The organism is Gloeobacter kilaueensis JS1 (assembly GCF_000484535.1).
In the GTDB taxonomy this organism is placed as follows: domain Bacteria; phylum Cyanobacteriota; class Cyanobacteriia; order Gloeobacterales; family Gloeobacteraceae; genus Gloeobacter; species Gloeobacter kilaueensis.
Map to the genome: position 1 here is coordinate 2814546 of NC_022600.1, position 19889 is coordinate 2834434.

General features: G+C 59.7%; 13 protein-coding genes. 3 read left to right on the top strand and 10 right to left on the bottom strand.

Features of this window, described 5'->3' with window-relative positions; all coding sequences use genetic code 11:
* Position 1 precedes the first annotated feature (1 nt).
* From GKIL_RS13065 to GKIL_RS13105, 9 genes are all read right to left on the bottom strand, one after another.
* Positions 2–649: a hypothetical protein gene (locus GKIL_RS13065; protein WP_023174121.1), complete on the bottom strand. Its 648-nt coding sequence runs from the start codon at positions 647–649 to the stop codon at positions 2–4.
* A gap of 35 nt (positions 650–684) precedes the next feature.
* Positions 685–1353, bottom strand: coding sequence for a hypothetical protein (locus GKIL_RS13070; protein ID WP_023174122.1), 669 nt, complete (start codon positions 1351–1353; stop codon positions 685–687).
* A gap of 31 nt (positions 1354–1384) precedes the next feature.
* On the bottom strand, positions 1385–3133 hold the full coding sequence (locus GKIL_RS13075; protein ID WP_023174123.1) for a VgrG-related protein: 1749 nt from the start codon (positions 3131–3133) through the stop codon (positions 1385–1387).
* A 78-nt stretch (positions 3134–3211) separates the two neighbouring features.
* Positions 3212–3757: a CIS tube protein gene (locus GKIL_RS13080; protein ID WP_023174124.1), complete on the bottom strand. Its 546-nt coding sequence runs from the start codon at positions 3755–3757 to the stop codon at positions 3212–3214.
* Between the two features lie 38 nt (positions 3758–3795).
* Entirely contained in the window at positions 3796–12006 is an 8211-nt protein-coding gene (locus GKIL_RS13085; protein WP_023174126.1) for a ribonuclease E, read from the bottom strand.
* Positions 12007–12008: 2 nt separating this feature from the next.
* The gene (locus GKIL_RS13090) at positions 12009–12539 is read right to left on the bottom strand and encodes a phage tail protein (RefSeq protein WP_023174127.1); all 531 of its coding nucleotides are present in this window, start codon (positions 12537–12539) and stop codon (positions 12009–12011) included.
* Positions 12539–12814: a hypothetical protein gene (locus GKIL_RS13095; protein ID WP_023174128.1), complete on the bottom strand. Its 276-nt coding sequence runs from the start codon at positions 12812–12814 to the stop codon at positions 12539–12541. The genes GKIL_RS13090 and GKIL_RS13095 overlap by 1 nt, the downstream gene beginning before the upstream one ends.
* Before the next feature lie 101 nt (positions 12815–12915).
* The gene (locus tag GKIL_RS13100) at positions 12916–13575 is read right to left on the bottom strand and encodes an FHA domain-containing protein (protein ID WP_023174129.1); all 660 of its coding nucleotides are present in this window, start codon (positions 13573–13575) and stop codon (positions 12916–12918) included.
* A gap of 10 nt (positions 13576–13585) precedes the next feature.
* Entirely contained in the window at positions 13586–15685 is a 2100-nt protein-coding gene (locus GKIL_RS13105) for a substrate-binding domain-containing protein (protein WP_023174130.1), read from the bottom strand.
* Between the two features lie 125 nt (positions 15686–15810).
* Between GKIL_RS13105 and GKIL_RS22725 the strand changes: the two genes are divergently transcribed.
* Complete coding sequence (locus GKIL_RS22725) at positions 15811–17169, top strand: FHA domain-containing protein (RefSeq protein WP_023174131.1); 1359 nt, start codon at positions 15811–15813, stop codon at positions 17167–17169.
* A gap of 7 nt (positions 17170–17176) precedes the next feature.
* Here the strand turns inward: GKIL_RS22725 and GKIL_RS13115 are convergent, their stop codons facing one another.
* The gene (locus tag GKIL_RS13115) at positions 17177–18262 is read right to left on the bottom strand and encodes an NHL domain-containing protein (protein ID WP_023174133.1); all 1086 of its coding nucleotides are present in this window, start codon (positions 18260–18262) and stop codon (positions 17177–17179) included.
* Positions 18263–18318: 56 nt separating this feature from the next.
* Here GKIL_RS13115 and GKIL_RS13120 point away from each other — a divergent pair, with 56 nt between their 5' ends.
* Together GKIL_RS13120 and GKIL_RS13125 are read left to right on the top strand one after the other, a co-directional pair.
* The gene (locus GKIL_RS13120; RefSeq protein ID WP_144080390.1) at positions 18319–18972 is read left to right on the top strand and encodes an HpsJ family protein; all 654 of its coding nucleotides are present in this window, start codon (positions 18319–18321) and stop codon (positions 18970–18972) included.
* 249 nt (positions 18973–19221) lie between these two features.
* Positions 19222–19740 carry an HNH endonuclease gene (locus GKIL_RS13125; RefSeq protein ID WP_023174136.1) on the top strand — a complete coding sequence of 173 codons (519 nt, stop codon included), beginning with the start codon at positions 19222–19224 and terminating at the stop codon, positions 19738–19740.
* The last annotated feature ends 149 nt before the right edge of the window (positions 19741–19889 follow it).

Here is a 19889-nt window from a genome sequence, read left to right on the forward strand (position 1 = left end):
CTCAATTGCCAAAGTATCTAAAGGCAAAAGTCTTGCTTTGCTTTTCGTGGTAAGTGTAATCGCTCTTGCTCAGTGTGATGTTGAGTGGTCCGCTCGAATGCTCGACCAGCTCGTTACTGTTGGGTTGCATGTAGGATTTTACAGACATAGCCAGAGATAACTTATATTTGCTGCTCGGAAGCAAATTACACAGCCGAGCAATGGTCGTTTCCGTATAAGCAGCAAAAAGTGGAAAAATCCGCCGATCGGTGATCATTGGTGAGATATCCAGATAAATAAGTGTCGCATCCATCCAGCTTGGATCTCTTTTGAACAGTGATCGAAAGCTGTCACCATCTGCCAGCACATCCTGAATATTACCTGTAATTGGATCCCTACCATTACCGAACACATAGAGATTTGGATCAACTGCCAGCAGTTCTTTTATTGGCCTATCAAAGTAAGCAATACCGTAAATGTTATCTCTTGAGGTAAATTCAGTGGTCAGGGCAGCAGGATCGACACTCCTCGAATCGAGGGGCTTTTTAGAAAAAATGATCTTCCGGGCATAGGTCGGGTTGATGGGCGAATTTTGTGCGCCAACAATTTTTGGCACAAAGACAAACGATAATAAAGAACTACCGAGCAGTACGCTGCGCCGATTGATCATACCCAATGACAATTACCCCCACAAACTACTTCTGCTCAACTATCACCATAGTATCTGTTATAGTAAATCTGCTGTTGTCGCTTGTGATAGCCAAAGTCACTCTTGCTCAGGACAATATTGAGTGGACCTTTAGCCTGGACGTTAGTTTTTCCAGAAAAGGCTCCAGCAAGTGATTCGACAGTGGTAGATAACGACAGTTTGTATTTAGCTCCTTCAGCCACATAATGACAAAAACTCATGAGGAAATTCTCTGAGTAACTAGCAAAAAGTGGATAAATCTTCTGGTCGGATGGATCAGGCGATACATCCAAGTAGAGGACAGTTGCATCTCTCCATTCTGGCTGTCTTCTCAACAACTCTGTAAAACTGTTGCCATCATCTACAAGCGTTCGTACAGTCTGCTGTTTCAATGCTGGGTCATTCCCAACAGCTCTAAAGTACATAACATAGGCGTCAGGCGGCGTCATATCTTTTATCTGTTTATCAAAGAAGGCAACACCGTAGATGCTGTCTTTTGAGGTGAAATTGGTGGCCAGGGCAGCAGGATTGACACTCTTTGGATCGATTGGCTGTTTGGAGTAGATAATTTTGCCTGCATAGGTCGTATTGATGCGTGCTTCCTCAGCACCAACAATCCTGGGCACAAAGGCAAGTGGCAGTAAGGAACTGCCCAGCAATATATTACGCCGATTAATCATCCCCATCAGACAACCTCCAAACGAAAGTGTGTTCGTTCTAATTAATGCTTATCTGTGCTCCCTGGATCGTCATTGGTCCAGAAGAGCTGACACTCATGTTTCCAGAGGCGTTGATTGTCGTTGAACCCTGAGAATTAATGTTCAGTTCTCCTGTCGAGTGGATTTCAATGCTGCCATCTTGATCGTTGAGCTTGATGTAGTGGCCGCCGGGTGTCTTGATGTTGATGAACTCGTCTGTCTCGTTCATCTCAATCATGAACATCTTCTTGGTCCGCAGGTAGATGCCCACTTTGTCTGGTGAGGTATCTTCATCGACCATGCGCATGTAGTGGCCGACTCGCGTCTTCATTGTGCGTAGATGCACTGGAGTAACACTGTCGTCCTGCTTGTCCGGTGGCTTGTCCTTGCCATTCCAGACACCGCCGACGACATAAGGACGATGAATATCACCGTGCTCGAAACAGACCAACACTTCATCGTTGACTTCTGGCAGCCACCAGATGCCATGCTCCGGCCCAGCGCCGGGACCGACTACCCGTGCCCAGTTGCTCTCGTGTTCTTCGGTCAAAGTTGGAAACTTGACTTTGATTCGACCCATGCCTTCAGGGTCTTTGTTGTTGGTGACGATTCCTACAAGATTTGTCTGACCAGGCTTGAGCTTGGGTTGCGACCCAAGGTTGCTCATCATGTTACCGCCACGGGTTCCCCGAACGCTGAACTCCGTGGTGTAAACATTGTCGTGGTAGAAGTGCCGAGCGTCAGTGACGTAGTACTTGCCACTGTGCTGATCGCCCATTTGAGTCAGATTGACTATCTTACCCGGTCGAACCGTTGGCTCACCTTCACAACGGGCATCGGCGTAGACACCTTCACCCCCCATCTCGTCGCAGACGGCCTGTGCCATGATGTCTGCTTCTTCAGGACTGAAGACGGGGTGATCGACGACTGTCAGCTTGGCATTGGTACCAAAAGGCTCATCTGCCTTCCCAGCAATCGTGTAACCAGTTTGCGTAACTAGCTGGGGTGCCTCCGCTGTTCCAACAATTGCCTTCTTCTCCTTGTAATCCCAGCTACGGACCTCGACGGATTTTACCTGCTCTGCAGCGGTCATTCGCGTTCTAAAAGATTGAAGTCGTTTGCCCCACTGCAGCAAGGTATCCGCTTCACCGTCGCTCTTGGGCTTGTGGAAATGCACCTTACTATCTTGAACGTATAGCTCAAAGCCGATTCGAGATGCGCGATCCCTAAGAAACGCCATGTTTGTCTGGTTTTCTTGAAAAACATAGTCATGGGGAGCGCCGCTGTCTTCGATCTCTCCTGCCTGTAAACCCACCTCACCGATGATCTTGCGAACGATGTCAGAGTCCGTCATGTTGATGAAGGAGCGGTTATAGCGTCCGCGATGCAGGCGGTGAGACATGTCGTAGCCGCGCAGGACGACAGGAGCAGAAGGATCTTCAGTGTAGTGAGCTTCAATACCAGTGATTTCGCCTTCCAGCAAAGCAGGATTCTCTGTTTGTTTGCTAAATTCGCCAGCCATAGTCGTGGTGGAGCGAAAGCCAAATTTGATCTTCGCGCCAACCTTCAAGGCTGGATGGCTCAGCCAATGATGTTTATCCTTCACATCGCCCGGCGTAAATGGATTGTGCAGGATGATCGTGAAAGCATCAGGCAAGTTCAAACTTTCTTCGACACAAATCTGCTGGATATCTCGAACAAGGAACTCATTCTCTTCGCCTTCGACGCCCTCAATCTTGACATTGGGCCTTGAATTATAGTTTTGCATTGTTTGCGCTCCAAGATTGGCGGGGTGATTTTTAGATCAATTCTCGTCTTGTGACGTTTGCCGGTGAAACCCTTGTTGTCAACCTTGACGACCTCGCGAGTCGGCTGTTCGGTTTGCTGGTCCCGCATTACTTTGTTGAGAGCCTGCTGCTACTTTCTCCACTTCTTGTAATTTTAGAGAGACCATTGCTCGACACGGATCGCCATTAGGGAGAAACATTGTGTAGTTGAAGGTGAGACTGGTCACAACGCAGCGCAGGGAAATGCTGTTCCCCAATTGAAGCATGTACACAAAAGGGCGCTTGCGCTGAATAAAGGCACCATCACCACTTGCCGATGCATCACTGACTGAATTTGGTGTGACAGCCGCTTTCAGCGCATCGATGTAAGACTGGCAGGAGGTCCGCGACTCGTAGGTGTCGATGAGCATGTTGTTGATCGTCACTTCGTAAGGCTTGACACCCTTGTAGTCTGTACTTGGCAGAGTGTCACTGTCACCGATCGAGCCTTTATTTTCCTTCCATTCCACGGTGCGGGTAAAGGAAATGGCGGAGGGATTGTACATGAAAGTAATGGGGGAGCCGCCCTCTGCTACGGCTAGCTGAGCTTTTACAAGGGTCGTCATCGGTGTCTCTCCTTCACTGCTTACTCATATTTATATATTTACCAGAGTCCGCGACCATGATAGTTAAAGCCTTCTTTGCGCTCACGCTCGATCTCGATGCGGTGGCGCAACATGCTGTAGACCTCGCGGGCCAGAGTTTCGAGATCGGCAGGATCGAGGGCTTCTTCCATTTTGTCGTCGAGTTGTTGCTGGGCGAGGGCAGACGGATCGACGCCTGAGGGCGTTTCGGTTCCTGGTCCACCGGCACTTTCGAGTTCCGGAGGCAATTCTCCGTCGCCCGATTCGATGGCATCCATTGAATCGCCCATGTAGCCGCCGATGGGAGCGCGGCCTGTATCGCTGTCGCTGCCCATCGAGAAGCCACCGCCGCCGCCACCACCGCCGTCGTCCGGGGCTGCGTCTGCCTCTCCCATCAGATGTTCGATGCTCGACCAGCTGTCGGGTGTTTGCAGGGCGGCACCGCTACCGGTCGCAACACCGTCGTCGCCGTCCAGCATCGCACCGCCGAAGGGCGAAGCAAATTGCAGCGGGACTGACATCGCGTCACTGAAGGCTGCCGGTTCACCGGCCACCACCGCCAGATCGAAGCTCTCGGGCAACTGATCGAAGCCGTCCATATCGCCGAAGGGCTGATCGGCACCGTCCGGAGCGAAACCAGTCGTATCGCCTCCGAAGCCGAGGGGACCAGAATCGATGCCTGTCATGAGCAGGGGAGCAAAGTCCGCCGCTCCTTCGCCTGCTGCCATCAGCGAGGGGTCTTCGATGCCGTCGCCGACGAAGACCAGCGGTGCGAGGGCTTGTGTGGCGGCGAGGGTTTCCTGGGCAAGGGGCAGCGTGTCTCCAAGCAGGCTCTCCGACTGGCCGAACGCCTGCAACTGCTCGAAATCGAGCCCCAGCGACTCGCCTGCTTCCATGCCGAGGGGCAGGATGCCATCGGTGAGGCCAAGTGGTTCAGGCGCGCCGAGCAAGCCCACCGGGCCGAGGGTAGGCATCCCCGGTACGGCGGGAGACACTTCTGCATCGGTTGGGGCGAAAGTGTCCGGAACACTGGGGCTGGACGAATAGACCAGGGGGCTGAATTCAGCAGCCGCAGCAAGGAAGGGAACGTCTTCGCCGGGGACGCCGGTCGTCGGGAGTGCCGGCTCGAAATCGACAGGAGCAATGGCCTGTTCAAAATCGGTAGGATAGGGGGCCAGAGCCTGCTCTTCACCTGGGGCGAAGGCACGGGCTACCGGCTCAACTCCGAGCGCTCCAGTGGCCCCACCCGTCTCCTCGGAAATAGCGCCTTCCGCTCCCGCTGCCAGAACAAGCGGGCTGAATTGGGCGAGGCTTGCCGCCTGCACCTCGCTGTCGCCCAGGGCCAGATCGGATGCAGCTTCAGCCGTGAGCGGACGGAGAACCGATAGATCCTGGGCGACGGTCGGAGAGATGGCTCCAGCATCTGCAAAGATGTCAGCCGGCAACAGTGGCTCAGCGCCAAGGGGAGTGAAACTGGCCTCACCCAGGCCCAGCTCTGGAACGGGCGGCTGGGATTCAGCGGCTGTTACGGTTGTCGGACCATAGTCCACCGTACCCGGAACACCGGCGGATACTTGCTGCCCTTCACCGGGGACAATCGCCTCGTCAACTCCCGGCGCATAGGTAAGCGGTGCGAGTGCCCCGTAGCCGGCAGTCTCGGTTCCAGTGTCAGAAGCTTGATCGAGAAGACCGGCTGCAGGACCGAGGGGACTGATGACCGATAGATTCTGCAGGGCAGAGAGGGAAGTGTCCTGCGGTTGCTGGGCTGCTCCCAGGGCATCCACTCCCTCCAGTTGCCCTGCTTCACCCAGGCGGGCAACACTTCCGAGAGGAGTGGCCGCTTCGGAGGCAAAGTGCGCTTCGAGCGGCAAGAAACCTTCCTGCCCGGCGGGCAGTTCGCCGACTTCACCGGTAGTCGGCTGGGGTTGCTCGCTGAGTGGTTGCGGCGCATCGCGCAATGGCAAGTCGTCCGGCGGTTCTGCTCCAATCGGCTCCGGAGCGTCATGCAGGACTACCGGCTGCTCGCGTACCAGCTCATCCGGTCCAGTTGGACTGTCTTCTACTTCCAGCTGTTGCTGCAAAGGTTCGACGACTCGCTCCAGTCCGTCGCGATATTCGCCCGGCTCCAGCGGTGTCTCTGGCTGTCTGCGCCCCCGGCCTGTGTCAACAGCGCTGACCGCATCATCGAACGCTTCTTGCAGATCTTCGAGGCGCGCTTCAGCAGAAAGCGGTTCGGGGGCGGGAATCAGCTCCGGCTCTGCTTCTTGCTGTTCGGAGACAGGCTCCGGCGCGGGGATGAGCGATGGTTCTGTTTCCTGGGCTTCTGGCTCTTGTTGTTCGGAAACTGGCTCTGGAGCTGGAATGAGCGATGGTTCCGCTTCTTGCTGTTCTGAGACAAGTTCAGCAGCCGGAATCAGTTGCGGCGCTTGCTCTTCCGGCAATTCTGCTACCGGTGTTCCATCAGCCTGGGCGAGGATTGGCTCAGTTTCAGTGGCAGTTGGCTGTGTTTCTGGCTCATCCTGAGCTGTCAGGGCCATCTGGGGCAACGCACCACCCTCGGCAGCGAATTGCTCTTCTAAGGGCAGGTAGCCTTCTTCCTCGACGGCAGGCTCTACAGCGGGAGTCTCTGCTAAGGCTTCATCCGCAGGCGCTTCAGCTGTTGGTTGCTGTTCAGAAAGCGGCTGGGGCGCATCGTGTAGCTCGACCTCACCTGCTGGCTCCTCCTCACCAACCGGCTCCGGAGCATCATGCAGAACTATCGGCTGCTCCTGCACCAGCTCATCCGGTCCAGTCGGACTGCCTTCTGCTTCCAGCTGTCTTTCCAGCGGCTCGACCACCCGCTCCAGTCCGTCGCGATATTCGCCTGGCTCCAGCGGCGTCTCTGGCTGTCTGCGCCCCCGGCCCGTGTCAACGGCGCTGACCGCATCGCCAAACGCTTCCTGCAGATCTTCGAGGCGTGCTTCAGCAGAAACAGGCTCTGGTTCCTGTTCTTCTTGTTGCTCGGAAACAGGCTCCGGCGCGGGGATGAGCGATGGTTCTATTTCCTGGGCTTCTTGCTCAGCCAGTGGCTGGTCAGCAGGAAGCAGTTGCGGAACTTCGCCCTCTGATGGCTCTACTCCTTCTGTGCCGTCAGTCTGCGCGAGGACCGGTTCGACTTCAGCAGTTGGCTGTGTCTCTTCTTCGTCCTGAGCGGGAAGCGCCATCTGGGGCAGCGCACCACCCTCGGCAGCAAACTGCTCTTCTAAAGGCAGGAAGTCCTCAATCTGCGTTGCTGGCTCGACTTCGGATAGCGGAGTCGGCAGTTCTCCATCCGGTTGCGTTTCTGGAGCAACAGTTTCAGCTTCGGATTGAGAATCGAGTGGTTCTTGAGGAAGCTCCAGCGGTGCTTGCGGCTCGCCAGGTACCTGCTCGGTCGTTTCGGGCAGAATAGCTGTGTCAGCAGCAGCAAACTGCTCTTCTAATGGCAGATAGCCTTCATCCGCAGGCGCTTCAGCTGTTGGTTGCTGTTCAGAAAGTGGTTGGGGCGCATCGTGTAGCTCGACCTCACCTGCTGGTTCTTCGCCGATCGGTTCCGGTGCGTCGTGCAGATGCTGGGCTACCGGTTGCTCCCGTACCAGTTCATCCGGTCCAGTTGGACTGCCTTCTACTTCCAGCTGTTGCTGCAAAGGCTCGACGACTCGCTCCAGGCCGTCGCGATATTCGCCCGGTTCCAGCGGTGTCTCTGGTTGTCTGCCACCTCGACCGGTGTCAACGGCGCTGACTGCATCATCGAACGCTTCTTGCAGATCTTCGAGGCGCGCTTCAGCAGAAAGCGGTTCGGGGGCGGGAATTAGCTCCGGCTCTGCTTCTTGCTGTTCGGAGACAGGTTCTGGAGCCGGGATGAGCGATGGTTCTGTTTCAGATTCTTGTTGTTCCCGCTCAGAAATCGCTTCCGGCGCAGGGATGAGCTGTGGGGCTTGCTCTTCCGGTAATTCTGCTACCGGCGTCTCATCGGCTTGGGCAATGCCTGGCTCAGTTTCAGTGGCAGTTGGCTGTGTTTCTGGCTCATCCTGCGCCGTCAGGGCCATCTGGGGCAACGCACCACCCTCGGCAGCGAATTGCTCTTCTAAGGGCAGGTAGCCTTCCTCATCAGCGGCAGGCTCTACTGCGGAGGTTTCTGCTAAAGATTCTTCTGCAGATGACTCAGAAACGACTGGTTCCGCTGTATCGCGCTGCTCTTCACCGATCGGTTCCGGTGCGTCGTGCAGATGCTGCTGGGCTACCGGTTGCTCGCGCACCAACTCGTCCGGTCCAGTCGGACTATCCTCATCCTCTAGCTGTTGCTGCAAAGGTTCAACGACTCGCTCCAGTCCGTCGCGATATTCGCCCGGCTCCAGGGGTGTCTCTGGCTGTCTGCGTCCCCGGCCCGTGTCAACGGCGCTGACCGCATCATCGAACGCTTCCTGCAAATCCTCAAGGCGCGCTTCAGCAGAAACAGGCTCTGGTTCCGAAACAAGAGGAGGCTCTGGTTCCTGTTCTTCCTGCTCGGAGATGGGTTCTGGAGCCGGGATGAGCGGTGGTTCGGTTTCCTGGGTTTCTGGCTCTTGTTGTTCAGAAACTGGCTCTGGAGCTGGAATTAGCTCTGGCTCTGCTCCTTGCTGTTCTGAGACAGGTTCAGCAGCTGGGATGAGCGATGGTTCTGTCTCTTGCTGCGAAACAGGTTCAGCAGCCGGAATCAGTTGCGGCGTTTCTTCTTCCGGCAATTCTGCTACCGGTGTTCCATCAGCCTGGGCGGCGATTGACTCAGTTTCAGCAGTTGGCAGCGTCTCTTCTTCGTCCTGAGTGGGAAGCGCCATCTGGGGCAGCGCACCACCTTCGGCAGCAAACTGCTCTTCTAAAGGCAGGTAGCCTTCTTCTGAAGCCAGTCTTCCAACCGGTGTCTCCGCTGGAAGTTCCTCTGCAGATGGCTGAGACAGATCTGTAAGTGGTTCTGGTGCGTCGTGCAGATGCTGGGCTACCGGTTGCTCCCGTACCAGTTCATCCGGTCCAGTTGGACTGCCCTCTACTTCCAGCTGTTGCTGTAAAGGCTCGACGACTCGCTCCAGCCCGTCGCGATATTCGCCCGGTTCCAGGGGCGTCTCTGGCTGTCTGCCACCTCGACCGGTGTCAACGGCGCTGACCGCATCGCCAAACGCTTCCTGCAGATCTTCGAGGCGCGCTTCAGCAGAAACAGGCTCCGGTGCCGGAATCAGGGACGGCTCTGGTACCGGTTGCTCGGAAACCGGTTCCGGCGCGGGGATGAGCGGCGGTTCCGCTGTTGCCGCTGCGTCGGAGGTGAAGGCTGATTGTGCCTCCTCGGTTTCTGGCTGCCCTTCCTCGGCCAGGATGGAGGCTGGTTCTGAAAACGTTTGTGCTGCGAGAACAGCGTCTGGTTCTGGGGATGCAGCGGCGAATATCTCGGTCCGCTCGTCCGGCTGGGTTGGGGATAGACCCGTACTCTCAGGGTCTGTCCGCTCCTGTGTCTCTATTGGGGAAGTGGGCGGCTCGACCAGCCCTTCGCGGGCAAATTGGGCTTCGAGCGGGACAAAATCCGACTGCTCCTGTCCAACGGGAGCAGTCGCCAGAGAAGGGCTCTCGGCGGTGTAAGAAGCTGTGTCCGAACTGGGCAGACCGTCCGGTTGCACCTGTTCAAACTGGGCTATGGGCTGATGCAGGGTTTCTTCGTCCCCCGGCTCCATTGGCTGCAGCGATTCCTCGGAGCGCGCTTCGCTCTGCGAGACAAATTGCGGCTCCTGTCCTGTGGATTCTGGCTCAAGATAGGCCGGGACCGTCGTGGTTTCGGAGAAGGGTTCCAGTGCCGGTGTTTGCGCTTCTACCCGGGAGAAGCCGGATTGCTGGCCGCTTTCAGAAACAACTTCAGGCGGGCTTGCCGCCGTCTGCTCCGCTTCGGTTGCCGCTTCTGAAGTCGCAAAGGGCAAATCGGGGTGCTCTGCCTGAGTAGAAGAGGCGGCAGCAGATTCTGCAGGATCGAAAAAGGACGCTTCCTGCGCGGTCTCCTGGGCAGGAGCACCGGTAAAAGTTGTCGCCGATTCGTCTGCGAGGGGCGGCTGGAGAGTCTGGGGTGGGACTGGTGCCTGGAACGATTCATCCGGGAGCTGCTGAGCAGCCTGGGGTACATCGGCTTCGCGTGCGGCATCCACCGCCTGGGCCTGGGCGCTTTCAGCCTGCGCCTGGGGAAAAGCGGGCGACAGGCCAGGTGCTGCCGGGCTTTCCTCCATGAACTGCTCTTCGAGCGAAGCAAATTCGGAGGCAGGAACGGACGGCAATCCGGTCGATTCTCCTGGGGTGGCCGCTGCTCCTTGAAGGTCGGATTGCGGGGGCTGGGGAGTGAATGCGGGTTCTGGCAGCTCGCCGGCGCTCGCTGCCTGATCGGGAGCGGTTGTAAAAGCATCGGGAGCCAGTAGAGGCTCAGGTGCATTCCGCAGTTCCTGCTCAACGATGGCTTCGTCTAGAGCAGATGGCCCCTCGCCAGCGCCTGAAACCGCTTCTTGTTCCGCCTCCGGTAGCGTCTCCAGCTCGGATCTCTCGGGCTCGGCCTGCTGCAGGGGGTCTAACGTCGGTTCGAGCGGCTGCGGTTCGGCGACTGGCCACTCATCGAACCGCCCAGTTTCTTCTGGATCGACAAGCGGTTCCTCAGCCGTCTGTGCGGGCAATTCTGCCTCAGCAAAGCTGTCGTCTGTGAACGGAACAGATGGGCTGTCTTCCTCCAGAGGAGCGGGCTGCAATTGTTGCGCTAGTTCGTCCGGCTGGCCGGTCGATTCGGTAGCAGTGCTTTCAAGGCCCGCTGTCAGCGGATCGCCGCTCGTGCTACCGAGATCGGCGGCAATCTGCTCACTAGCCTCCGGAAGCGATGCGGGCTGTTCTGGCGCACTTTGCAGCTGCGGCAGGGATTCGCCAACAACTGCTTCCGGCTGGGCGACCGCTGGTTGTTCGGCGGCAACCGGTTGCGGAGCCGATTCGGTGGGCTGGGGGAGGCTGGTTCCCGTATCCGCTGGTCTGCTCAGCCGCTCCTGCGCTTCGAGGCCCGCCAGAGCCGCCAGATCTGCGCCGACAGGCGGCACTGGGCTGGTGGCCGCTGAACGCGCCTGGGTCTGGGAGCTGGCAGGCGGTTGGGCACTGTCAAGACCTGCCCGTCTATCGGTGGCGGGACGGCTGGGCGCTTCTTGGGCGAACTGTTCTTCGAGGGAAGCAAAGCTGGATGTGGCTTCAGAAAGATTTGCGGAGGATGCGACGTTTTGTTCAGCCGGGATCGATTCGACCGGCAGTGCTGAATCGGCGAGCGGCGGCAGCGCTTCCCTGGCCAGCAAGTTCGGATCGGCGAGGGTGCCGGTGACATCGGCAGGAATCGAGGGAGCCGTACTCTCCGCAACCGGCGTCGTGGACGCTTCGGGGTAGGAGGGGGCCGGGGCCGTAACTCCACTCTCGGCAAAGAGCTGCTCGGATGACGGCAGAGAACCGGACACAGAGTCAGCCGATGACTCAGGCGAGGAAAAACCTTCTCGCTCGCCCTGGCCGTCGGGATCAGATTCTTCAAGTTCGCCGGTCGCTTGCGACGCATCGTCCGCGAAGCGAGATTCGTCTTCTGCCACCTCAGCGGCATCGAGCGGACTTTCAGCCTCCAGCTCCGTTTCGAGAGGCGCGGAGGACTCTGCTGCCTCCTGTTCCAGTTCTTGAAGCTCCTGCTCCTCCGCCTCCCCCGGCGGACCATCTTCGGCGAAGTGCTCTTCGAGGGACAGCGGGGCGTCAGCCGGGTCTTCTTCTCTACTGAGAATCTGTTGCTGTTCGTCCGGCAACTCGCGCCCTTCGTCGAGGCGCAGGGGATTGTCGAGATCGTCGTCCAGCTGCCGCCTTCTTTCTTCTGGCTGCCGGTCGCGGTTGTTGCGCGGAGTTGCCTCGGCTGCCATCGCCTCCTCCAGACTCAGCTCGCCTGGATCGAGTCTGGGCTGCGGTTCTACGACCGGCTCCTGGGGCGCAAAGAAAAAGGGCGATTCTTGAAAGGGATTGACCGGCGGCTCGTAGCCGGGCAGTCCCTCCGGGAAAAAAGCCAGCGGATCGACGGCGGTCAGGGGCTCGGCTGCCGCCGGTGCCAGAAATGGCTGGGGTAGCAGGATGTCCTGACCGAGGGGCGGGAGCGGTCGCCTCAAATCGGCTTCACCAAGGGGGGGCACACCGGAGGGCAGCTGGGGTTCCATGACTAATTACTGCTGAAATAGCCGCTCGCATCGCGCGTAAGGCCCATCATCGCACCGCCGCCGCCGCTTTTTTGGACGCGCAGTCCTTCGTAGGAGATCACTACCTGCTCGATCGCTGCCGTCGATGTCTTGTCGGGCAGGTTGGCCATCAGCTGCGGCCCCTTAAAACCGGTGACCACTGCGCCGATGAGCGTCCAGCACTGCATCGTGTCGCCCGCCGGATTGAAGACGACGATATTGACGTTGCGCCGGGTGGTGGGCCGGGCCGGGTCGATCGAAGACCAGGCCCAATCCCAGAAGACAAGACTGTCGGTGATGCCGCGCTGCAGGGTGACATCGCTGAAGGTCACCGGCCCGAGGTAGATGCGCTCCTGTTCGTTGACGCCGCCCTCGTTGTAGGAGTTTTTCTTCATCGTGAAGCCGAGACCGCTGCACTGCATGAAAGAGGCAGTCAGCTCACTATCGATCTCGACGTAAAAGCGGTTGGGTAGGACGTAATTGAGTTCGTGGATGACGTTGCCGTTTTGAGACATCAGAAGTGCCCACCGTAATCTCGTGATCGTTCGTGGTGGTTGCGCAGATCGTCGCGCATCAGATCGTGGATGCGGTCGGTCAACCGACGCATCATCAGGTGATTTTTGAGCACTTTGCCCGCCTGCATCAGCATGGCAAGCTGGGCGCGCTTGCGCGCCTGCAGATCGGCCCCTGCCCCAGAACCGGCGACGGAGTTGGATGGACCGACGGGAATCTGGACGGGCGAAGAGTAAAAACTGGTTTGAATTTGCGGTCTTTTGGAGGTAGAACTCATGGGGGCACCCAACCTGACTCTGGGATCAGTGTATGAAGCTCGTCCTGGGACTGGCCAGTAGCCAAAGGTCGGAGCTTTCCGCCCAATCTAGGGATCGATCTTCAGGCGATGGCGACGGTGAACTGTACCAGGTTGTCCTTGCCCAACTGCAGCGCGTCGCCATCGACGAGTTGATAGGGCACACCGGGGGTGAGCGGCTGAGCGTTGATGAACGTGCCGTTGCGGCTGTTGCTGTCGATGATCGTGTAGGTCGCGTAGGTCGCATCCCAGTAGATGCGGGCGTGGGGCCGCGAGATCACCTGATCGTTGGGCAGGCCCGTCAGGTCGATCTCAGGTGCCGGTTTGACCGTTCCCCCGCGCCTGCCGATGTAGCTCTCCTCGCCGCGCAGCGGAAATTCGCGGTTGCTGGGCGAATGGATGAGTTTGAGCGAAGGCCGCCCTGGGGCTGCAGCCGGAGCGCTGGGCCGGGCCGGTACCTGCGGCTGCTGGGGCTGGTAGGCGGGCGGAGCGGATTGATAGACCGGCGGAGAGGGCTGATAGACCGGTGGAGCCTGCTGGTAGGCGGGGGCAGACTGAAAAGCTGGAGTCTGCTGAAAGGCGGGCGGGGCAACCGGAGGCGGAGCAGCGGGTGTACTGGCTGCACTGCTGCCGCGCACGACGTTTCCCAGGGGTGTGCCGCACATCGGACAGACTTGAGCGGTGTTGGGCAGCGTCCGGTTGAAGTATTCGCACTGGGGGTTTGGACACTTGGGAGCAGCCATTGCGGTTCCGTTATTTGTTGGACAGAGGTAGAGGAACAACACCTAATTTCTCAAGATACTGCTGACCCTGGCGAGTGGTCAGCAATTCGGCGAACTTGAGACCAGAAGTAGGGCGACTGTTGTCTTTAGGGTAGACAACAGCGAGCGGGAAGCTGAGCGGGTAGCGCCGCTGGGTAAAGGCATCGGCGTCGGCGTAGTAGTCCTTGTCGCCGCAGAGGTTGACGCCGGGGTTGATCGGCTGGCCGCGATAGACCGGGTCGTTTTGTAGATAAGGCTGTACCGCACCGCTGCCCGCATCGATGGCGAGCGGATAGCCCGAGCACTGCTTGTACGCCTTAAACAGGGTGCTGAAGCTGATGATCCCTGAGCGGCCCCGCTCCAGTTCGTCCTTTGCCAGAATTTGCGTCTCGCGGGTGGGCAGGACCGTGGCGGTGCTCTTGAAAGTGGCGATCTTTTGGGGATCGTTGGCGAGCACCAGACGCTCGAACATGCGGACAGCCTCGGGCTCGGTGGGCGCGTAGGGCTTGATCGGCAGATCCGGACCGCCCAGATCCTTCCAGTTGGTGATCTGACCGGTGTAGATCTTTTGCAGGTTGTCCATGCTGATCTGGCCGCCCAGAGCAATGTGCAGCCCTGGACGCTTCAAGAAGGCGACGTAGATCACCAGACCGTCGTAGGCGATGGGCTTTGCTTCGAGGTCGTCGCTCAGATCGTCGATCAAGCTGGTGATTGCAAAGTCGGACTTGATGAGCTGCACCAACCGGACAGGCTGGCTCTGTTCGTCGATGTTGGCTGAGACCACCGGCGTGTACTGCATCTGCACCTTGGTGCGCGGCTGGGTGAGAATATCCGCCAGCTGCTGATCGTTGGTGGGTTTGCCCTGCATCAGGTAACTCCAGGTGCCGTTGCGCTCGGCCACGTAGCTGAAGTTGCCCTCCGGCACGCCGCTCACATCTTCAAAACCTGGAACGCGGGTATCGACCGGCGTCGGTTTGGGGAACCAGCGGTCGCGGTTGGGCCAGAAGATAAACAAAAAGCCCAACAGCATCAGCACGATCAGCACGGCGAGCAGAACAAAAAGCTTGATGTTGGCCTTGTCTTTTTTGTCCTGTTCGACCAGACCGGTGGTGACGACCGCCTGCTCTTCGCCCGGCAGCTTAAAAAGAGCCGCCCGCGCCGAATCTGCCGAATCGAAGGGCATATCGAAGCCCATCAGCCGATAAAGGTACTCCTGCAACCTTGGCTCGACAGTGGGCCACTGGCTTGGATCTCGCGGGTCGAGGTACTGGCCGGTAACCGGATCGTTCGTCTGACCGGCCAATAGATAAAACGCCACCGAACCGAGGGCAGTCAGATCTTGCTGGGGCAGCGGGTCTTCGAGGCTGCGCATCGAGGGCGGATCAAAAAGCCGCTCCCAGAGTGCCAGATCGCAGACGTAGATAAAGAACTGCTGCTCAGCCGCGTTCTCGGCGATGAGCAAACTGTCGAGCGATAGATTGCCGTGGGCCATGCCCTGCTGCACCTGGCCGGAGGGAAAACGGAATTTTTGACTGTGCAGAAACTGCAGCGTCTGCAGCACCTGGTTGAGCACCGAGCGGACCTGCAGCGCACTCATCGCCCCGTTGTCGCTCAGATAGCCTGCCAGGGTTGGACTCGCTTCGAGCGCACTCCTGGTGATGAGGTAGCAGCGCTCCCCCTGCTGATCGGCGACCGCCTCCCAGGGACTGACCAGACGAAAGTCCTGATTTTTGCCGTCTGCCGGTGTCAGGCCCGCCACCCGCATAAAGGCATCCTTGCGCTGGCGCGTCTCCTCTTTGTTGAAGCAGCGGCCCGGCAGCAGGTACTCCTTGACGACGCAGGGCTGATTGCTTCCCGCCTGGGTCGCCTGGTACAGTCGTCCCATCCCTCTGGTGCCCAGCAGGCTCTCGATGCGATAGGTGCCCCGCGTTCCCCGAATTTCCGACTTTTCCAACAGCATCGTCGGAAAGCCGCATTCCTGGCAGAACCGGGCTCCCGGCACCTGCTGCACAGTCTGCAACAGCACGTCGCAGCTGAGCGGCATGTTGCGCGAACAGCGGTATTCCTTGTACAAAGTTTCAAACAACTGCACGAGGCAGCTCCTGCGGTAGCCCTGGACACCATGCGCCGGGTGTTGTCAAGAATTTAGCACAACCGCTCTCCTCAAGGAGGTAAGCTAGGCATGTGCAGCAATCAGGGTCCCTTTGAGAATCGGGTATGCATATTACGATCGAATGCCTGACCGGCTCCCTGGCAGGGCAAGTATTTACGTTTGATCAGCCCGACATTACCCTTGGCCGGGGCGAGCAGCAAAAAAAGGACGTAGATTTTGCCGATACAGATATTGGTGTTTCTCGCAACCATGGCCAGCTCGCCGTCCGCGATCAGCGCGTCTTTTTTATCGATCAAAGCCGGGGCGGCACCCTGGCCCGTGGCCAGCGCGTTCAAAACAGCACCCTGGAGCTGCGCCCCGGCGACGAGTTGCAACTGGGTGGCCCGAGCGGCCCCCGTCTGCGCGTGCGCTTTCGGGTAATGACCCAGCTCGACGCGGGCCGTCTGCAGACCCAGATGGGTACAGCGGGGAGCAGCGCGCCAGCAGAAGCGGCGGCTCCCCGCCCGTCCGCCGCCCCGCCTCCAGCGGCTGCTCCGCCACAAAAGCAACAGGAGGTGGTTGCGAGTGTGCCTGCTGAGTTGCCCGCGACGCTACCGCCCGCTGCCGCCCCGCCCCGCCCTGCCGGGCCGCCTGCTTTTGCCGGTTACGGCGATGTGACGATCATCCAGCCTGTAGAAGCTCCACCAGCTCCTCCCCCGCCGGTAGCGCCGCTGCAGGATGCGACGATCATCCAGCCTCTCGCTCCCCCGTCGCCACCACCGGCACCCTTCCAGGGGCTGCCGATCGAACCTTTTGCGCTCTCGCCGCCCCCTGCCGCCGCGCCCCCCCGGCCTCCGGCAGGCCCGCTACTGGGAGAAGAGACCGTTCTTCAGCCGCCGGTCCCGTTGCCTCCCGCCGCTCCGCCCCGGCCCCCGGTCCTCTCCGGCGAGACGATCATCCAGGCTCCGCCGACGCCTCCTCGCCCACCTGTGCCGCCCGCCGAGGCTCCGACAGCGGTGCCGCCCCTCTCGCCGCCCTGGCCATCCGCCGACGAGACGGTCTATCAGGCACCAGCGCCAGTGTTTCAAGCGCCCGCTCCGCCTCCCCCTCCTCCTGCCCCACCGCCAGCGCCGCCGGCGAACGAAACCTTCTTTCAGGGCGCTGCGATGTCGCCCTTTGCCGCTCCCCCTGCTCCGGGTGAAACCTTCTTTCAATCGCCCCAGGCTCCGGCTCCCAACGACACCTACTTTCAACCGTCGCCCCAGACCCCGTTTGTCGATACCCATCCGACGATTTTGCAGGAGTCTTCGGGGGGGTTCCCCTGGCTGCCGGTGATCCTGGTCGCCGTCGCGGTCCTCGCTCTGCTTGCCGTTGCCTGGATCTGGCTATTACGTCAGCCGGTCACCTTTTTTATTCCGCTGCCGATCATCGTCATCCTCGCCCTGGGCTGGTTTTACTTCCAGGGCCGCAAGTCCGCCGTCTAGGGGTGGGCTAGTCGAGCTTGAGGACGGTGAGTTGGCCTGAGCGATCGACCCGGCAGACGCGGAAGTGTCCGGTGTCGGCGATGTAGAGATTGCCGCGATCGTCGGTACCGACGGCATAAGGGTCGCTCAGGTTGACGCGGGTGGCGACGCCTTCGCTCTCGCCCCCTTCGGTCTCGCCGTTGCCCGCCACGGTAGAGATGACCCCGTCCGGGCCGATGCGGCGGATGCGGTTGTTGTTGGTGTCGGCGACGAAGATATTTCCCTGCCGGTCGGCCACCGCCATCTGCGGGCGCTCGATGTGGGCCAATCGGGCCGGGCCGCCGTCGCCACTGAAGCCTTCGGCTCCGGTGCCCGCCAGGGTGCGAATCTTGCCGTCGGGGTCGATACTCCGGATGCGGTTGTTGCCCGTATCGGCGATCAAGATCCGGCCTGTCGCATCGACTGTCACACTCCAGGGAAAGCTCAGCTTTGCCCGCCTGGCCGGGCTGCCGTCGCCACTGAAGCCTTCGGTTCCGGTGCCTGCCAGGGTGCGAATCTTGCCGTCAGGGTCGATGCTCCGGATGCGGTTGTTGGCGCTGTCGGCGACGAGCACGTTGCCCCGATTATCGACTGCGACACCGGCGGGATCGCTAAGCTGCGCCTGCTTTGCCGGTCCACCGTCGCCGCTGTAACCTGCCACACCCGTACCGGCGATCGTCTCGATCCGCCCACGCCTATCGACGCGGCGAATGCGGTTGTGGTTGTGATCCGCGATATAGAGATTGCCCGAGCGATCGAGGGCGATGCCCATCAAAAACAACCCCGCCGCCGTCGCCGGCCCCCCGTCGCCCGAATAATCACTCTTGCCGTTACCGGCGATCACCTGGGCGGGGCCATTGCCGCCCGGCAGTTTGAGCACCTGATTGCGGCTGTGCTCGACCACCAGCAGGTCGCCTGTGGATGTGGGCAGGACAAACACAGGATAGGGCGGCACCTCCGCGACTTTGAAGTTGCTCTGGGCGACGACGCTGCGCAGCAGATAACTGAGGGCCGCAACAGCGATCAAGGTGATCAGTATCGGTAGAGACCTGGACTGCCGGTGCTTGTCGCTCATATCATCGTGCAGGAAACCTCTGCTTAGCCTAAATCAGTCCTTCCGGGATCTTCGCTGTGCTCAACAAATTCGTAGCAGGCAACCCGATGGAGCGCTTCTTCTCCCTGACGGGCCTCGCTTTCCATGCGCTCTTTTTGCTCAACGCGGCGACGCTGCTCGTTCCGCCGGGATTTTTGAATCCCAACTGGGAAGTGCAGACGATCACCGGCCTCATCAACTACGCCCCCCTGCTGTTGCTGGGGGTGGCCCTCACCGGCAGCGGCATCTACCTGCGCGAGAGAGCCGAGCGCTTTCGAGTGCTGCAGCTTTATTGCTACGTCCTGGCGGTCCTGTTTGCCCTGTGCGTACCGCTACTTGTCGTCGATAGCCTGCGCCTCTACCGCGACACCGCCGGTCAGATCGACGAGCAACAACAAAAAACGATCGCCGACATCGATCGCCAGCAAAACCGCCTGCAATCGGCGATCACTGCCCGTAGCCTCCCGCCGGGGCTGGACGTTGCCAAGGCCCGCGAACGGATCGAGGGGGCGCGCCTGCAAACTATCAAGGAGGCCGACCAGGCCCGCGCCCAGACGCGCCTCAACTTTGGCCGCCTCGCCGTCAGCAAGACCCTGCTCCTGCTCGTCGTCGCCGTGCTGCTGTTTTTATTGGGCCGCCTCAGCCAGTTTCTAGCCCAGGGCATCACCCTCGATCCGAACGTCGCCGGTTGAACTTGCCCGGCCACCCCATCCTGTAGTATGCTGTAGTACAACAATGCTATGGCGATGCTGTGCTCCCTGCCCACCTGACAACAGCTGAGCTGGTTGTATCCTGGCCCTTTGAAGGCGGCCTGGGCAGTGCGTTGCATCGGCTGCAACGGAAGCGGACAGTACTTTTTTAGAGGGCTTGTCCTTGGCCTCTGGCCCCGCTTCCCGGTTTGAGGAGGCGGGGTTTTTGGTCAATAAGGAGCGGCACTACAGATGAAGACCTCCACAAATGTTCTACAGCAACCGGTACTGGTGCTCTCGCGCAGCTACCTTCCCGTCGGTCGGATCACAGTCCGCGAGGCCGTCTGCTTGATCGCTCGCGGCAAGGCGGAACCGGTAATCGTCGAACACCTGCCCTGCTGGCCGGTGCGCTCGGTGGGCTGTGTGCTCGTCGTCCCGGCTCAGATCTGCCTGACCGCCGCCAGCGTCGAGCGCCTCTGGAAGGTGCCGCCCGTTACGCGCAAGGAACTCTTTGCCCGCGACGGCCACACCTGCCAGTACTGCGGCGCGCAGCGCCACCTGAGCATCGACCACGTTCTGCCCCGCTCCCGAGGTGGTACCCACACCTGGCAGAACGTCGTCACCGCCTGCGCGTCCTGCAACAACCGCAAGGGCGACCGCACCCCCGAGGAGGCAGGTCTAAAGCTGCGAGTCCGGCCCCGGCCCCCGGTGCATCCGGCCATCACCTTCGCTGCAAAGCTCTGGGCAGGCCAGGAGGCGTGCGTTGGATAGAGAGGGACGCATGACAAGTTCAGAAACTGACCTCACCGAGCCAGTGGGCAGCCCAGTGACAGTGAACCCCCCCTCTTCTCCCCTGCCCAGCGGGGGTAGGGGAGGAGAGCGGGGGGCAGGGGGGGTGTGGAGGGGTGGGGGATGGTTTT

What these genes read in the sequence shown, in the direction of transcription:
- GKIL_RS22725 (WP_023174131.1), top strand. Translation starts at nt 15,811, where the DNA reads ATGCATATTACGATCGAATGCCTGACCGGCTCCCTGGCAGGGCAAGTA.
- GKIL_RS13115 (WP_023174133.1), bottom strand. Translation starts at nt 18,262, where the DNA reads ATGAGCGACAAGCACCGGCAGTCCAGGTCTCTACCGATACTGATCACC.
- GKIL_RS13065 (WP_023174121.1), bottom strand. Translation starts at nt 649, where the DNA reads ATGATCAATCGGCGCAGCGTACTGCTCGGTAGTTCTTTATTATCGTTT.
- GKIL_RS13085 (WP_023174126.1), bottom strand. Translation starts at nt 12,006, where the DNA reads ATGGAACCCCAGCTGCCCTCCGGTGTGCCCCCCCTTGGTGAAGCCGAT.
- GKIL_RS13125 (WP_023174136.1), top strand. Translation starts at nt 19,222, where the DNA reads ATGAAGACCTCCACAAATGTTCTACAGCAACCGGTACTGGTGCTCTCG.
- GKIL_RS13100 (WP_023174129.1), bottom strand. Translation starts at nt 13,575, where the DNA reads ATGGCTGCTCCCAAGTGTCCAAACCCCCAGTGCGAATACTTCAACCGG.
- GKIL_RS13075 (WP_023174123.1), bottom strand. Translation starts at nt 3,133, where the DNA reads ATGCAAAACTATAATTCAAGGCCCAATGTCAAGATTGAGGGCGTCGAA.
- GKIL_RS13095 (WP_023174128.1), bottom strand. Translation starts at nt 12,814, where the DNA reads ATGAGTTCTACCTCCAAAAGACCGCAAATTCAAACCAGTTTTTACTCT.
- GKIL_RS13090 (WP_023174127.1), bottom strand. Translation starts at nt 12,539, where the DNA reads ATGTCTCAAAACGGCAACGTCATCCACGAACTCAATTACGTCCTACCC.
- GKIL_RS13070 (WP_023174122.1), bottom strand. Translation starts at nt 1,353, where the DNA reads ATGGGGATGATTAATCGGCGTAATATATTGCTGGGCAGTTCCTTACTG.
- GKIL_RS13080 (WP_023174124.1), bottom strand. Translation starts at nt 3,757, where the DNA reads ATGACGACCCTTGTAAAAGCTCAGCTAGCCGTAGCAGAGGGCGGCTCC.